12 protein-coding genes are annotated in these 16,550 nt (G+C 65.1%); all 12 read left to right on the top strand.

The features are described 5' to 3' along the window. Window positions 1-97 precede the first annotated feature (97 nt). The 12 genes from AC3WUM_RS05065 (at window position 98) to AC3WUM_RS05010 (ending at window position 16,505) form a co-directional block, all read left to right on the top strand. The gene (locus AC3WUM_RS05065) at window positions 98-1,066 is read left to right on the top strand and encodes an enoyl-CoA hydratase/isomerase family protein (RefSeq protein WP_492409108.1); all 969 of its coding nucleotides are present in this window, start codon (window positions 98-100) and stop codon (window positions 1,064-1,066) included. 10 nt (window positions 1,067-1,076) lie between these two features. Next, a complete protein-coding gene (locus AC3WUM_RS05060; protein WP_492409107.1) occupies window positions 1,077-2,105 on the top strand; it encodes an aldo/keto reductase in 1,029 nt (342 codons plus the stop codon). A 10-nt stretch (window positions 2,106-2,115) separates the two neighbouring features. Continuing rightward, the gene (locus AC3WUM_RS05055) at window positions 2,116-3,441 is read left to right on the top strand and encodes a hypothetical protein (RefSeq protein WP_492409106.1); all 1,326 of its coding nucleotides are present in this window, start codon (window positions 2,116-2,118) and stop codon (window positions 3,439-3,441) included. Between the two features lie 124 nt (window positions 3,442-3,565). Continuing rightward, the gene (locus tag AC3WUM_RS05050; RefSeq protein ID WP_492409105.1) at window positions 3,566-5,386 is read left to right on the top strand and encodes a hydantoinase B/oxoprolinase family protein; all 1,821 of its coding nucleotides are present in this window, start codon (window positions 3,566-3,568) and stop codon (window positions 5,384-5,386) included. A 34-nt stretch (window positions 5,387-5,420) separates the two neighbouring features. Then, window positions 5,421-7,496, top strand: a complete 2,076-nt coding sequence (locus tag AC3WUM_RS05045; RefSeq protein WP_492409104.1) for a hydantoinase/oxoprolinase family protein — start codon at window positions 5,421-5,423, stop codon at window positions 7,494-7,496. Between the two features lie 12 nt (window positions 7,497-7,508). After that, window positions 7,509-8,693, top strand: a complete 1,185-nt coding sequence (locus AC3WUM_RS05040) for a CaiB/BaiF CoA transferase family protein (RefSeq protein WP_492409103.1) — start codon at window positions 7,509-7,511, stop codon at window positions 8,691-8,693. Further along, window positions 8,690-9,895 (top strand): CaiB/BaiF CoA transferase family protein, encoded by a 1,206-nt coding sequence (locus tag AC3WUM_RS05035; protein ID WP_492409102.1) that lies wholly within the window; start codon window positions 8,690-8,692, stop codon window positions 9,893-9,895. Before AC3WUM_RS05040 ends, AC3WUM_RS05035 begins: the two co-directional genes overlap by 4 nt. Before the next feature lie 181 nt (window positions 9,896-10,076). Then, window positions 10,077-11,081, top strand: coding sequence for a helix-turn-helix domain-containing protein (locus tag AC3WUM_RS05030; protein WP_492409101.1), 1,005 nt, complete (start codon window positions 10,077-10,079; stop codon window positions 11,079-11,081). A gap of 26 nt (window positions 11,082-11,107) precedes the next feature. After that, window positions 11,108-12,442: a cytochrome P450 gene (locus AC3WUM_RS05025; protein WP_492409100.1), complete on the top strand. Its 1,335-nt coding sequence runs from the start codon at window positions 11,108-11,110 to the stop codon at window positions 12,440-12,442. 147 nt (window positions 12,443-12,589) lie between these two features. Then, on the top strand, window positions 12,590-13,432 hold the full coding sequence (locus AC3WUM_RS05020) for an SDR family NAD(P)-dependent oxidoreductase (RefSeq protein ID WP_492409099.1): 843 nt from the start codon (window positions 12,590-12,592) through the stop codon (window positions 13,430-13,432). Between the two features lie 165 nt (window positions 13,433-13,597). Further along, on the top strand, window positions 13,598-16,087 hold the full coding sequence (locus tag AC3WUM_RS05015) for a TonB-dependent receptor (RefSeq protein WP_492409098.1): 2,490 nt from the start codon (window positions 13,598-13,600) through the stop codon (window positions 16,085-16,087). A gap of 91 nt (window positions 16,088-16,178) precedes the next feature. Beyond that, window positions 16,179-16,505, top strand: coding sequence for a 2Fe-2S iron-sulfur cluster-binding protein (locus AC3WUM_RS05010; RefSeq protein ID WP_492409097.1), 327 nt, complete (start codon window positions 16,179-16,181; stop codon window positions 16,503-16,505). Window positions 16,506-16,550: the final 45 nt, after the last annotated feature.

Raw genomic sequence — 16,550 nt, 5'->3', positions numbered from 1 at the left:
CTTTGGACCTTCGGTCGGAAACAGCCGCCACGGAACGCGGCCAGCATTCTGGCAAGGCCTGGACCGAACCCTGAAAAAAGGCATCGAGGAGAAAGCCGTGGCAGACGAGTCCAATCGCCCTTCGCCCGAAGAGATCATCCTGTACAGCAAGGATCCGAAAACGCGGATCGCGACGATCACGCTGAATCGCCCGGACGCGCTCAACGCGCCGACCATCGCGGCCCGGCTGCGCTACGCCGACCTGATCCACCGGGCCAACGTCGATGACGACGTCAAGGTGCTCGTGATCCGCGGTGTCGGCAATCATCTGGGCGGCGGCGCTGACCTGCCCGAGCAGGAGGCGATGCTGGCCGACGACGGCGACTACTCGCTGCTGCACGAATTCCGCATCAAGGACGACGAGGACATCAAGTATCCGCCCAAGGGCAGCTATCGCTACCTGGCCCAGCTGACGCAGCTCTATGCGAATTCCAACTACGGCTGCCGCAGCCTGCAGGATTTCAAGAAGATCAGCATTCTGGAAGTGAAGGGCTATTGCTACGGCTGGCACTTCTACCAGGCCGCCGATGCCGATCTCGTGATCTCCTCCGACGACGCGCTGTTCGGGCACCCCTCGTTCCGCTACGTCGGCTGGGGGCCGCGCATGTGGCAGTGGGCGCAGACCATGGGCATGCGCAAGTTCCAGGAAATGGTGTTCACGGGCCGGCCGTTCACGGCCAGGGAAATGGCCGACTGCAATTTCCTCAACAGCGTGGTGCCGCGCGATCAGCTCGAAGCCGAGACCGAGAAATACGCGACCTCCTGCGCGCGCACGCGGCCGACCGATGTGGTCTACATGCAGAAGCAGTTCTTCGAGATCATGAAGCAACAGCAGGGCGAGTACATGGGCAGCATGATGACGGGCTGGCTCGAATCGATGCTGCCGCTCGTGAAGAACGATGCCGAGGAACTCACGCTCGACAAGGCGACGTTCGAAAAAGGCCTCAACAATGCGGTCAAGGACAACGACGGCCAGTATCCGCCGGATTTCCGCCTGAGCCGTTCCGGCCGCAAATCCAAGTCCTGAGCGCGTTTCGATGAAGTACGCGCTGCTCGGCAACACGGGCCTGGTCGTCTCGCGCCTCGGCTTCGGCGCGCTGACGTTCACGCAGGGCAACCAGTCGATCCAGTCGGTCTACAAGGTCGACACGCATCTCGCGCGCACGATGGTCGAACGGGCGCTCGAAGCCGGCATCAATCTGTTCGACACGGCCGATGTCTACGCCGATGGCGAATCGGAGCGCTCGCTCGGCGCAGCGCTCAAGCCGCATCGCGACAAGGTCGTCATCACCACCAAGGTCGGCAATCGCGGGGGCGACCGCTCGCCGCTGCGCACGGGCCTGTCGAAGCGTCACATTCTGTGGTCGGTCGACCAGAGCCTGAAGCGGCTCGATACGGACTGGATCGATCTCTACGTGCTGCATCGCGAAGACCCGTACACGCCGCTCGAAGAAACGCTCGCCGCGCTCGACAGCGTGGTGCGCTCGGGCAAGGTGCGCTACCTCGGGTTTTCGAACTGGTCGGCCTGGAAGGCCGCCGCCGCGATGGAGATCCAGAAAGCCAGCGGCTACGCGCCGTTCACGCACGGGCAGATGTACTACTCGCTGCTCGGCCGCGACGTCGAACGCGATGTGTTGCCGATGATGCAGCGTTACGGTCTCGGCATGACCGTCTACAGCCCGCTGGCCTTCGGCTTCCTGAGCGGCGCCTATACGCGCGCCGACCTCGACAAGCCCGGCAACCGCTTTTCGAACTTCGACATGCTGCGCATCGATCGCGAGCAGGGCTTCGCGCTGATCGAACGCATGCGCCGCATCGCGCAGGCGCATTCGGTGAGCGTCGCGCAGGTGGCGATCGCCTGGACACTCGCGAGGCCCGGTGTCGACTCGGTTCTGCTCGGCGCGACCAAGCTGCATCAGCTCGACGACAATCTCGGCGCGCTGGCGCTCACACTCAGCGAGACCGACCTCGCCGAACTCGATGCGGCGACCGCGATCACGCCGCTGTATCCGAGCTCGAACTGGATGGCGCCGGATCGGCTCACCGCGCGGGCGCTGAAGACTTAAGGAAACAGCCTTGGCGCGATCGGAAAGCCGAGCGGCACAGTCGACGGATCGCCAGCCCTGGGTCATCGGCGATGCACTCGGCCTCGCCCTGCCGGCCGATGCGCAGGCCTTGCGGGAAGGCGGCGCCGACTGGCTCACGCGCGCGTTTCGCGCCTGCGGCGCCCTGGCGAGCGACAACGCGGTCGTGCGCATCACCGAATGCGCGGAATGCCCCCGTGGAAGCACCGGCCGCAAGCTGCTGCTCGCGGTCGAGTACGCCCGCGCGGCGCCCGGCTTGCACTGCGAGCTGTTCGCCAAATTCTCGCGCGACTTCGACGATCCGATTCGCGACCAAGGCCGCACGCAGATGGAGCTCGAAGTGCGCTTCGCGGCGCTGTCGCGGGCGCCGGGCTTTCCGATCGCGGTGCCGGCCTGCCATTACGCCGACTACCAGGCCGCATCGGGGACGGGCCTGCTGATCACGCAGCGCATCGGCTTCGGTCGCGATGGGATCGAGCCGCACTACGCCAAATGCCTCGACGACGAAATGCCCGAGGCGTTCGCGCATTACGAGGCGCTGATCAAGTCGCTCGCGCGGCTCGCGGGCGCCGATCAGGCGCAACGCCTGCCGGCCGAACTCGTCGCGAGCTTCGGCTTCGATACAGGCCGGCTCGCGGTTGGCGAGCGCGCGTTCTACAGCGAGCGCCAGTTGCAGAACCGCGTGAGTCGCTATGCGGAATTCGCCGAGCTCCACGCGGTGCTGCTGCCGCCGGCGATCCGCTCGGCCGACTTCATCGCACGGCTGCTGCGCGATGCGGTCCGGTTTCCACGCCACGAGGCCGCGATACGCGCGCATCTGCAAGCCCAAGCGGATGCGATCGCGCTGTGCCACTGGAATGCGAACGTCGACAACGCTTGGTTCTGGCGCGAGCCGAACGGCGAACTCGCCTGCGGCCTGATGGACTGGGGCTGCGCGAGCCGCATGAACGTGGCGATGGCGCTCTGGGGCTGCCTGAGCGCGGCCGACACGGCGCTGTGGGACCGGCAATTCGACGTCCTGCTGGACCTGTTCGTCGACGAATTGCATCGCAGCGGCGGTGCGCGGCTCGACCGCCGGAGGCTCGAAGATCAATTGCTGCTCTACGTGGCGCTGATGGGCCTGACCTGGCTGCTCGACGCGCCGGCGTACCTGCGCTCGCTCGTTCCCGAACTGCAGGCGATCACCGATCGCCGCGATCCGCGCTTGCGCGACAACGAGGCCGCCCGCAGCCAGTTGCAGATGCTCACGAACGTCCTGTACCTCTGGCAGGGCCGCGACATCGGTGGCGTGCTCGATCGCTTCCTCGCCGCGCACTGATCCGAAACGTCGGCCGGGGTTTCCGCTACCTATCGAAGAAATTGCAGCTTCTGTAGAGACGCTGGCCGCGAGCGGGCTTGAACATTCGGCTGAATCTCCAAACTTCCGTTCCGAGGAAGCTGCAATGTCATTCGAACTGAACAAGCGGCTCGCCGCTCGCCGCCCGTCGCTGCCGACTGCCACCGCGGTCGACCCGGTCACCGCGAGCATCATTCGCGGGGCGATGGAAACCGTCTGCTTCGAAGCGGCGACGCATCTCGGTCGCGCGGCCTCGTCGCCGATCATCAACTCGTCGAACGAGCGCAACGCGGCGATCATCGACGCGCACGGCCGGCTCGCGGCCTGCTCGATCGGCACGCCGCACCTGACTTTCGTGTCGCAGCTCACGGTGCGCTACGGCATCGAGATGTTCGACGAATTCAACTGGGGTCCGGGCGACGTCTTCGTCGGCAACGACCCCGATTACGGCGGCGGCCATCTGCCGGACTACAACGTCTACGCGCCAGTGTTCGACGACAACGGCGAGCTGATCCTGATCCAGGCACTGCAGGCGCATCAGGGCGACACCGGAGGCAAGGATCCGGGCGGCTTCACGCTCGAGGCCACCGACATCTTCACCGAAGGCCTCGCGATTCCGTGCGTGAAGCTCGTGCACCGAGGCGAGAAGCGCCGCGACATCATCAAGCTGCTCGAGCGCAACAACCGTTTCGCCACATTCTCAGGTGATCTCGCGGCGATGATCAGCGGTGTGCAGCTCGCAGTCGGGCTGCTGCAGAACGTCATCCGCAAGTGGGGCTCGGATCGCGTCAAGGCCGCGATCAACTACAACATCGAGCACACCGAACGCCGCCTGCGCGAGGAAGTCGCCAAGTGGCCCGACGGCACCTACTCGGCCGACGTGCTGATCGATCACGACACGCTCGGCACCAAGGACATCAAGGTGCACGTCGACTGCATCATCGAGGGCGATCAGCTCACGGTCGATCTGACCGGCACCGACGATCGGCAGAACCTCGTCGGCGTCTGGAACACCTTCGGCAATACGCGCAGCTACATCATGACGCAGATCGCCGCCTCGGTTGACCCGGGCATCGTCAAGAACGAGGGCATGTTCAACGGCGTCGAGATGATCATTCCCGAAGGTACGATCGCGCATCCGCCGCCGAACAAGCCGGCCGCGCTCGGGTCGTTCCATCCGGCCTGCGAAATCACCGAGGCGGTCTGCATCGCGCTGTCGCAAGTCGCGCCCGAGCGTTCGGCTCCGCAGGTCTACAAGATCGGCATGCCGAACGCGGTGATCGGCTTCAACGCCAAGGGCATGTGGATGGACCAGGGCGTCGACGCGCGCTCGATGGATTCTTCGGCCGTGCAGGGCATCGACGGCTGGGGTTCTTCGTGCGTCGGCCTCGGCAACCTGTTGCTATCGGAAGCCGAAGACGCCGAGAGCCGCTTCGGCATCCTCAACATCAGCCGCGAGATGACGATCGACGCCGAGGGCGCTGGCCAATGGCGCGGTCTGCCGGGCAGTCTCAACATCAAGAAAGTGCTCGAGCCGACCTTCGCGATGGCCTGGATGGTCTCGTCCGAGCATCCCTTGCGCGGCCTCTGCGGCGGCGACGATGCGGGCGCGTACTCGAACCGCTTCGAAGTCGGCACCGAGAACGAATACAAGATCGAACTGACTGCGCGCGCCCAGCTGCCGGTCGGCGCGGTGATCGCCTACCAGCATGGTGGTGGCGGCGGTTTCGGCCCGGCCCTGCAGCGCGATCCGGAGGCCGTGAAGAACGACGTGCTCGACGAACTCGTGAGCCTGTCGCGCGCGCGCGACAAGTACGGCGTGGTCTTCACCGGCACGGTCGAAAACTACGATCTGGCGGTCGACCTCGGAGCGACCCAGGCGCTACGCGAACAATTGAGCCGCGCCTCGGTCGCCGCTGCGGCTTGAGCGGGCTCGTCACATAAAAAATTCGGGAGAGAACATGGGCTATCGCGTCGGCATCGACATCGGCGGCACCTTCACGGACTTCGCCTTGCTGAAGGGCCGCGAGGTGAAGCTCTACAAGAACCTGAGCACGCCCGAGGATCGTTCAGTCGGCGTCATGAGCGGGCTCGCCAGGCTCGCCGACATGGAGCAGCTGCCGCTCGCCGATTTCCTCGGCCAGTGCGACGCGATCGTGCACGGCACCACGGTGGCCGACAACACGCTGATCGAAATGAACGGCGCGCTGACCGGCCTCATCACCACCGAAGGCTTTCGCGACGAAATGGAGTATCGCCGCGGCTACAAGGAAAACATCTGGGACGTGCGGCTCGAACCGCCCGAACAGATCACGCCGCGTCGCCGCCGGCTCACGGTGCCCGAGCGCGTGCTGCACGACGGTTCGGTGCACAAGGCGCTCGACGAGAACGCGGTGCGTGAAGCCTGCCGGCGGCTCGGCAAGCAGCAGGTCGAGTCGGTCGCGATCTCGTTCCTGTTCTCGTTCGTCAATCCGGCGCACGAGAAGCGCGTCGCCGAGATCGTGCGCGAGGAACTGCCGAACGTCGAAGTGTCGCTCTCGCACGAGGTACTGCCGCGCGCGCCCGAATACGATCGCACGAGCACGACGGTGGTGAACGCCTACGTCGCCCCGCGCGTGAATCACTATCTGGAGAAACTAGTCACGCGCGTGCGCGACGGCGGCTATCGAAAGCAGCTCATGGTCATGCAGGCCAGCGGTGGCGTGATGACCAAGCAGTACATCGAAGGCGCACCGATTCGCGTGCTCGCCTCGGGCCCGGCCGGCGGCGTGATCGGTTCGGCGCACGTCGGTGTCGCCAAGGGCTATTCGAACATCCTCTGCGTCGACATGGGCGGAACGTCCTACGACATTTCGGTCGTGCAGGGCGGTTCGGCACCCGCGATCGCGGGCTGGAACATGCATCACCGCTATCTGATCGGCGTGCCGATGGTGCAGGTCGAAACGCTAGGCGCGGGCGGCGGCTCGATCTGTCACGTGAAGAATCGCGAGATCCAGGTCGGCCCGGCGTCGGCCGGCTCGGTGCCGGGGCCGATCTGCTACGGACGCGGCGGAACGAAGCCGACGATCACCGATGCCTTGCTGATGCTCGGCATCCTGTCGGCCGATTCGGAATTCGCGGGCGGCAGCTTCTCGCTCAGCAAAGACGGCGTCGAAGCCGCGTTCGCCGCGATCGGCGAGCAGATGGGCTATGACGCCGAACAGGCCGCGTTCGACTGCTGGCGCGTCGTCAACGCCAACATGTCGCAGGGCGTGCGCCGCATCACCGCGGGCAAGGGCATCGATCCGCAGGACATGGTCATGCTCGCCTATGGCGGTAATGGCCCTGCGTTCGCCGCGATCCAGGCCGGCGATCTCGGCATCGATCGCGTGCTCGTGCCGAAGGCCTCGCCGACGTTCTCGGCGCTCGGCACGCTGGTCGCGAATCCGAGCATCGACGAGGAACGCTCGTATGTCTCGGCGGCCGGCTCGCTCGACATCGACAAGCTCAAATCGCTCTGGAGCGATCTCGGCGCGCGCGCTGCGCGCTACTTCGCCGACGCGCACTTCGCACCCAAGGACGTGAGCGCGAAGTACCAGATGAACATGCGCTACCCGGGCCAAAACTTCTCGCTTAGCTTCGACATCCACGTCGCCCAGGGCATCGGCGATCTGTCGTTCATCGACGCAGACATCGGCCAGCGCGCGATCGCGCAGTTCAACAAGCGGCACATGGAGGAATACCACCACGTGCGCGAGGACGAGATGCCCGAAGTCACCGGCGTGCGGCTCGAAACCTCGGTCGAGACGCCGTCGCCCGTCGTCGGCAAGGGCTTCACGGCGGCGAAGTCGGCGGCTCCGGTCGCCAAGACGCGGCGCGCGAATCTCGGCCAGGGCTTCCAGCAGACCCGCATCTATCGCGGCATCGAGCTCAAGCCGGGCCATGAAGTGATCGGCCCGGGCATCATCGAAGAAACCTTCACGACCATCGTCGTCTACCCGGGCTGGAAGGCGCAGGTCGACGATGCGGGCGATTACGAACTCACGCGGCTGAGCTGAAGGCGGCGCGACATGTCCGCATTGAACGGCTACAAGATCCTCGAACTCGCCGAAGGCGTCGCCGGCGAATACTGCGGCAAGCTGCTCGCCGATTTCGGCGCCGAGCTCATCAAGATCGAGCGGCCGGACGGAAGCCCGACGCGCCGGCTCGGGCCGTTCGCGCAGGAGCTCGATGCGGATGACCTCAATCGCGGTGAAAGCAGCGGCCTGTTCGCGTATCTGAACACCGGCAAGCAATCGGTCACGCTCGATCTCGACAGCGAACAGGGCCTGCAGACCTTGCAGTTGCTGCTCGGACGCGTCGACGCCCTGATCGACGATCACGCGAGCGGCTGGCTCGCGCAGCTCGGGCTCGATGCGGCGACGCTCGAGCGGAGGCATCCACGCCTCGTCGCCTGCACGATCACACCGTTCGGTCTCGATCCGCTCGAAGAGCGGACGCATGCCGAAGACCTCACCGTCCTGCATGCGAGCGGCTGGGCCTATCACACGCCGACGGGCGCCGATCCTTCGAAGCCACCGCTCAAGGGCCCGGGCCGCTTTCTGCCGAGCTACGAATCCGCGCTCGACGCCGCGCTCTGCGTGCTCGCTGCGCTCTACGAGCGCGAAAGCTCCGGGCTCGGGCGCTTCATCGACATTTCGAAGCAGCAGGTGATGGCCTCGCGCGTCGACTACGTGCTCGGGCAGATGATCGCGGGCGACATGGACCCGAGCACCGAGCGTTCGGCCTTCGACCTGTTCGGCCCGGCCGGCATCTTCGAATGCCGGGACGGCTACGCCTACATCTGGATGTCGGCGCCAGCGCATTGGGAAGCGCTGCGCCAGCTGCTCGGCGATCCGGCCTGGATGCGCGACTTCCCCGAGCGCTGGCTCGAACTCGCCTGCACGCCCGAGCGCGTCGCCGAGTGTCGCAAGCACATCGGCGCCTGGCTGCGCACGCAATCGAAATCCGAAGCCGTCGCCCAGGCGCAGAAGCTCGGCTTGACGATGGCCGAGGTCAACGCGCCGGCCGATCTGCTCGAATCCGCGCAATTCCAACATCGCGGGTTCTTCTCGAGCGTGGAGCATCCGCGGCTCGGCCGGCTCACGCATCCGGGCGTGCCTTACAAGCTCAGCGCGACGCCGGTTGCGATCAGCTCGCCGGCGCCGCTGCTCGGACAGCACAACGCCACGCAGCTCAAAGGGGCGCAAGCATGAGCACGCAGCAGCGAGGCGGCCCCTTGCAGGGTGTGCGCGTGGTCGAACTGACCAAGGTCTGGGCCGGTCCGTACACGGGCAAGCTGCTCGCGTTCCTGGGGGCCGAAGTCATTCGTGTCGAAAGCCTAGAATCGCTCGACGTGACGCGCTCTTTCGGCGTCAAGGACATCGACAACGCGCCGGGCTTCATGGCGGTGAATCCGCAGAAACTCTCGGTGCAGATTGACATGAAGAAGCCCGAGGGCGTGAAGCTGATCCTCGATCTGCTCAAGCGCTCGGACCTGCTCGTCGAGAACCTGCGCCCTGGCGCGGTCAAGCGGCTCGGGCTCGGCTACGACGCCGCAAAAGTCGCGAACCCCGACCTGGTCTACGTGTCGATGGGCATGTACGGCAGCGAAGGGCCGCTGAGCTACCAGACCGGCTATGCGCCGTGCTTCGCGGCGCTCGGTGGCGTCAGCGGCCGTGTCGGCTACGAAGGCGAGCCGCCGGTCGGCATGAACGTGCGCTACGCGGATTCGACCTACGGCACCACGGCCGCGGTCGCCGCGATGGCCGCGCTGCTGCATCGGCGTCGCTGCGGCGGCGGGCAGTTCATCGACGTCTCGGCGGTCGAAACCATGAGCAGCATGATCGGTGACAGCTTCATGGACTACGCGCTCAACGGGCGCGTGTCGGGCTGTGAGGGCAATCGCCACGACGAAATGGCGCCGCACGGCGCGTATCCCTGCGCGGACGGCGAGTGGATCAGCATCGCGGTGCCGTCCGACGACGGCTGGCGCGCGCTGAGCGAGGTGATCGGCAGGCCAGAACTCGCGCAGCATGCGGATTTCGCCACGCTCGCGGCGCGCAAGCGCAACGAAACCGCGCTCGACGAACTCATCGCCGGCTACACGCGCGGGCAAGATGCAGCAGCGCTCACGGTCAAGTTGCAGCAGCTCGGTGTGCCCGCAGCGAAAAGTCTCAGCTCGGTCGATTTGGTGTCAGACGCACAGCTGTGGACGCGTGGCTTCTACCCGGAAGTGAGCGACGGCGCGGGTCGCAGTCGGCCCATCGTCGGCACCTCGTGGCAGATGACGCGGGCGGCCGAGATCGGCGCGAGCGCCCCGCGCCTCGGAGAGCACAACGCCTACGTGCTCGGCGACTTGCTCGGCATTTCACCGGTTGAACAGCAGCGGCTGGCTGACACGGGCGTCACGCGCTGAGCATCTACTTTTGGTGTCAGACTGCCTACGCGAAATGTCGATACGATCGCGCAAACTGCCGGGATCACTTGTCTGGCGAGGCATAGACTGAAAACGCAGCTGGAGGTGCTGTGCCGCAAGCGGACTCGAAGAAGTACCGCTGGGGCCGTCATAGGGACTTCGCGATTGGCAGGAGATCGAGATGACCGAAACGCTCTTTGTGTTCGACAAAAGAAACTACATGGACTGCCAGAAGTCCTTCCGCGGCTCGCGCAACCAGGAGTACTACCTGGGCGAGTACACGATCGAGTCGGGTGCCTCGATCGATGTGCGCGCCGATCGCAAGGCCGTCGGCTCTTGCTCGATCATCCGGCTGCGCTCCAAGACCAAGCTGAGCTTCCGTCGCACCTGGACGCATATCCGCGAAGACGGCACCGATGTCGCGGTGCTCTGGTTCGTCAAGCGCGGCAAGCTCTGCGTTTCTCATCAAAGCGGGTACAGCGTTGCCAAGGCCGGCGACTTCGCGATCACCAAATCGCTGACGCCGTTCGTGATCGAATGCCAGCCCGACGACGATGCGATGCACGAGGTGTTGCACGTGATCGTGCCGACGCATCTGATGCGCCGCGTGATTCCGCAGGAGATCAAGACCGGCTTCACGATGCCGGCGAGCCTGCGTGAACTCGCGATCGCCGAGCGCATCCTCGGCGACATCTTCGACGACAGCGACGAGCTGCCCGAGCACATTACCCAGCTGCTCGTCGACAGCGCCCTGCTCGTCATCAGCGACGCGATCAAGGCCCGCGACGCCTGCAACCCGGCGCGCCAGAGCATCGCGGACAAGCGCCTGCAGGACGTGCTGCGCTACATCGAGATGCACCTGTCCGATCCGAAGCTGAGCATTTCGACGGTCGCCAAGGGCTGCGGCATCTCGCCGCGCTATCTGTCGTTCCTGCTCAAGCTGCACGGCAAGCCGTTCTCGACGCTGGTCTGGGATCGCCGGCTCGAAATCGCGGGTCAATGGCTCGCGGCCTCGAACGCGAGCGAAGTGGCGATCAGCGAGATCGCCTACAAGGTCGGCTTCAAGAGCCCGGCGCATTTTTCGCGCATGTTCAAGCGCGTCTACAAGATGAGTCCGCGCGAATATCGTGGCAGCGGAGCCGGTGCATCGCCGGTGTCGGCTTTGGCCGACACAGCCGTGCAATAAAAGCCGAACCAATACGGAGTCGAAAAATGCTGAGCGAAGCTGCAAAAACTGCCGACAAGGCCGCCGCTGGCGGCGCCTGTCCTTACAGTGGCCAGAGCGCGGCGGCTTTGCTTGCGAGCGCAACGCTCTCCGATCGCAAGATCGGAGCGCAACCCAACGCCTATTACAAGGCGATGCGCAGCGAAGATCCGGTGCACTTCGACGAGAAGCTCGGCATGTGGCTGGTCACGCGCTACGACGACATCGTCACCGTGCTGCGCGATCCGCTGACGTATTCGGACAAGCATGGCTACGAGAAGATGTACGCGAGCGGGCATTTCGAGGAGTTCAAGCAGATCCTCGAGCGCGACGGCGGCGGCTTCTTTCCCGATGCGATCAAGGATGATCCGCCCGCACATACGCGCGTGCGCCGCCTGCTCGACAAGGCCTTCACCGCGCATCGCGTCGCCGCGCTGGAGCCCGGCATCACCAGGATCATCGTCGATCTGGTCGAGCAGTTCGCGGCCAGGGCCGCGAACGGCGCAGTGGTCGATGGCGTGCGCGACTTCGCGGTGCCGCTGACGATCCACGTGATCTGCGAGCAGCTCGGCATCAGCCAGTTCAACGCGGGCAAGATCCAGGCCTGGTCGGGCGCAGTGACGGCGCAGATCTCGAAGATGCAGAACCGTGAGCAGATGCACGAGAACGCCGCACAGATCTGCGAGTTGCAGAACTTCATCATCGGTGAGATGAAGGCGCGCGAAGCGCAGCCGCGCGAGGACATGATCTCCGACCTCGTCCACGCCACGCTCGAGGACGGCAGCAAGCTCACGTTCGCCGAAGCGGTGTCGCTGATCCGTGCGCTCGTCATCGCGGGCAACGACACCACCGCGACCGCGATCGGCAACCTGCTGTTCGTGCTTGCGACGCGTCCGGAAGTCGCAAAGACCCTGGAGAGCGCCGTCGACGACGATCGCCTGCTCAACCGCTTCGTCGAGGAGCTGCTGCGCGTCGAGCCGCCGGTGCGTGGCCTGGCCAAGATGACGACCAGGGAAGTCGAGCTCGGTGGCCGCAAGCTGCCCGCGGGCGCCCATCTGCTGGTCATGTACGCCTCGGGCAACGACGACGAAACGCAGTTCGCCTGTCCGCGCGATTTCGACGTCAATCGCGCCAACGTCGGCAAGCACGTGGCCTTCGGCGTCGGCGTGCATCGCTGCGTCGGCGCGTCGCTCGCCCGCATGGAGATCAAGGTGGCGGCGCGCGAGATCGTGCGCCGGTTCACCGACATCCGGCTCGCGGTCCCGGCCGAGCAGATCACGTATCTGCCGACCGTCGCCACGCGCTCGATCGAGAAGCTGCCGCTGACCTTGAAGCGGCGCTGATCATTTCCTTCTCCCTCCGGGAGAAGGTGGCGCGGAGCGCCGGATGAGGGCCTGCAGATTCAAGCGAGTTTCGCGATCGCGGAGAATCCCTCACCCCAACCTCTCTCCGGGCGGCAGAGGGGCTGAACTCATCACGAGGAAAATCCAGTGGCCAACGAACTAGCAGGCAAAGTCGCGATCGTCACGGGCGGAACGGGCGGCATCGGCCGCGCCAGCGTCGAGCTGTTCGTCGCCGAAGGCGCGAAGGTCGTCATCGCCGACGTCGATGCGCAGGCCGGCGAAGCTTTCGCGGCCCAGCTCGGGCCTTCCGCGGTATTCAGGCGCACCGATGTGTCGAGCGAGAACGAGGTGCGCTCGCTCGTCGATTTCGCGGTCTCGCATTTCGGCGGACTGCAGATCATGTTCAACAACGCCGGCATCTCGGGCGCGCAGTATCCGCGCTTCCTCGACGACGACCTCAAGGACTTCTCGCGCGTCATCGGCGTCAACCTGTTCGGCGTGATGGTCGGCTGCCAGGCGGCTGCGAAAGTGATGTCGCAGCATGGCGGCGGCGTGATCCTCAACAACGCCTCGATCGCCGGTGTGCTGCCGGGCCAGGCGCTCATGAGTTATCGCGCGAGCAAGGCCGCCGTGATCATGCTGAGCAAATCGCTCGCGATCGATTTCGCCGAATACGACATTCGCGTGAACTGCCTGGCGCCGGGCCACATTCGCACGCCGTTGACTTCGTTCGTTCCGCCGGGCACTCCGCCCGACGTCGCCGAACGCGTGAAGGCCGCCGTCGGTGCCGCCTTCGACATCAACCAGCCGCTCAAGCGCACCGGCCGTCCGGAGGACGTCGCCCAGGTCGCGCTGTTTCTCGCGAGCGACCGGGCCGCGCAGCTCACCGGCATCGTCATGCCGGTCGACGGCGGCATCACCGCGGGCGATCCGGTGAATCACTTGAACGAGATTCAGGCCGCGCGGGCCAGGGCGCTCGCGGGCGATTGAGCGAATCGGTCGCATTCAATCGATCCGGCCTCCTTCGGCGGATTTCGCAGGCAATCGGAACTGCACTCTGGGTCATCCGACCCTTGCGGTGTTGGAGAAGAATAGTCGGCGCATTCATACAAACGCTGCGGCAATCGTGATCGCAGCAAGCCGGGGGGAGATGACATGGGCAGCAAGCAGTTCGGTGGCAGCAGGTTGGCAACAGTGATCGCGATCGGCAGTCTGGGTCTGGTCAGTGGCCCCTTGCAGGCTCAGGAGACGGGCACGCCGGTGGCAGAATCGGCGACAGCCGACAACGCCGCTTCGAGTGCCGGCGACATCGAAACCATCGTCGTCACCGCGCGTCGCCGCGAAGAAAGCCTCGAAAAAGTTCCGACCGCGATCACCGTGCTCGATGCGCGCGCGCTGGAGCAGCAAGGCATCACTTCGCAGGCCGATCTGCAGCTTTCGGTGCCGGGCCTGACGGTGCGCCAGACCCAGGGCTCCAATTCGCTGACCTTTTCGATCCGCGGCCAGACCATCGACGCCTTCACCGGATCGCGCAGCGCCGTGGTGCCGTACTTCAACGAGGTTCAGCTCAACAGCGGTGGAGCCTCCACCTTCTTCGATCTCGAATCGGTGCAGGTGCTCAAGGGCCCGCAGGGCACGCTGTTCGGCCGCAACACCACCGGCGGTGCGGTGCTCTACACGGCGGCCAGGCCGAAAGACGAATTCGGCGGCTACGCCAAGCTGCGCGGCGGCAATTTCGGCCTGATCGAAGGGCAGGGCGCGATCAACCTGCCGCTGCTCGACGACACGCTGCTCCTGCGCCTGGCCGGCAACATCACGCAGCAGGACGGTTGGCAAAAGAACCTTTACGACGGTCGCGATCTCGGCGAGGTCGATCGCAAGAACGGCCGCCTGAGCGCGCTGTGGAAGCCCGCCGAGGCGCTGGAGAATCTCACCGTTCTCGAAGTCGATCACGCGGGCGGCAACAGCACCGCGACGCGGCTGCGCACGGTCAATCGCTGCGGCCAGACCAACAACGGCTTCGCACTCAACTGCGCCGCCGACGCGCTGTTCAATCCGGCGACCTGGGCGGGCAGCGGCATCTGGGAAAACTATCTGGCGCACAATCCGCAGGCCAACCCGGGCGGCATCGCCGACTATCTCGACAACGTCTCGCCCAACATCGGCTTCTTCAAGGCCAACGAAGTGGCCCCGGTCTATCACGACGAAGACGATTACTTCGCCGCCAACACCACGACCTTCGATCTCGGCGACGATCTGCTGCTGAAGAACATCGCCGGCTTCTCGGCCTCCGACACGCGCGATCTGGGCAGCTCGGTCGGCGCGCCCGATCCGGTGTTCTACTCGGCCACCTTCGCCACCGATGCCAACGGCGTGATCACGCTGGACGCCAACGGCAACCCCACCTACAACAAGCGCGGCAACCACGTCGAGAACAAGACCTACTCCAACGAGTTGCAGCTCCAGGGCAAGACGCTCGACAAGGCGCTGGCCTATATCGTCGGTGCGTACTACCAGTACGAGGATTCGAAGACGCTGTTCCCGCAGGTCTACTTCAACCTCTACCAGCCCGGCCTGTTCCTGCCGGCCAATGCGACCAGCCACTTCCAGATCACCGACGAGACGCCTGCGCTGTTCGCGCAGGGCACCTACGATTTCAGCGAAATGGGATTGACCGGGCTGAGCTTCACGGCGGGCTTCCGCTACACCTGGGAAACCGTTGAGATCAAGCAGCTCGCATTGGGTGACAACTATCGTGATCCGGCGCAGCCGAGAAGCCAGAAGAAGAGCTTCAGCGATCCGAGCTGGACGCTAGGCCTGTCGTATCAGGCCACCGACCAGCTGCTGCTCTACTTGCAGACCCGCCGCAGCTGGCGCGCGGGCGGTTTCAACGGCACCGCTCCGGCGGCGATCGATCCGGCCAATGGCGATGCCGTCATCGAGAACACCAATCTGTTCGAGCCCGAGAAGACCTATGACGTCGAAGCCGGCACCAAGTTCGCGGGCGAGCTTTTCGGTCGTCCGCTGCGCGTCAACCTCGCGGTCTACAACCAGTGGATCAAGGACGTGCAGCGCGCGGTGTTTCCCGATCCACCCGGCCCGGCGCAGTCGATCGCCTACACCGTCAACGTGCCCGAGGCCCGTGTCAGCGGCCTGGAAATCGATGCGATGATCAAGCCCGTGCGCTGGCTCGAGACCGGCGTGTCGGGCTCGCTCACGAAGGCGCGTTTCGTCAACGGCAAGGACGAGGCCGACGTGTTCGGCACCCTGTATGTGTTTGGCCCGTATGCCGACGCGCCGCGTCTGTCCGGCTCGGCCTACGCGAGCCTGCTGCTTCCCACGCCCGCGCAGTGGGGCGTCATGGACCTGCGTGCCGACATCTACAGTCAGAGCCACATGTATTTTTCGAACAGCAACGATTCGATCACGCCCGACACTCGAATCCCGGGTTACAGCGTGATCAACCTGCGCTATGACTGGACGCAGATTCACGGTTCCAGGTTTTCGCTTGCGGCGTTCGTGCGCAATCTGACCGAGAAGGAGTACTACACCGGTGGTTTCGCGCTGACCGGCTCGCTGGGCGTGAACTCGGTCGCGATCGGCACGCCGCGCATGTACGGCGCTGAGCTTTCGTATGAGTTCTGATCGGCGGGTATCGGTTGGGTTCGGGGCTGGGTGTCAGGGCTGCGCCCGCATGTCGCGGGCGTAGCGGCTCGATGAGCAGGAGATGAGGGTCATGGCGGCATTGAAGGTCACGTTCGTACAGATCGATGGTGTCGAAAAAGTGGTGGAGGTCAGCCCGGGCGAAACGCTCATGGAGGCCGGCCGCAATGCCGGCGTCGACGGCATCCTCGGCGATTGCGGTGGCAGCTGCTCGTGCGCCACCTGCCACGTCTACGTCGATGCGCAGTGGCGGGACAAGGTCGGTGCGCCCGACGAAGTCGAAGCGAGCACGCTCGACATGGGATCGAGCGTGGCACGCGAGGACAGCCGCCTGTGCTGCCAGGTGATCATGCGCAGTGAGCTCGACGGTTTGCGGGTGACGGTCGCACCGAGCGATTGATGCAGCGCTGAAGTCTTTTGCCGGCGGCGCTCGAACATCGCCGCG

This window comes from Hydrocarboniphaga sp. FW305-C-57 (assembly GCF_058783045.1).
The sequence above is the reverse complement of the archived record's forward strand: the minus strand, read 5'-3'. Positions and strand labels throughout refer to the sequence as shown.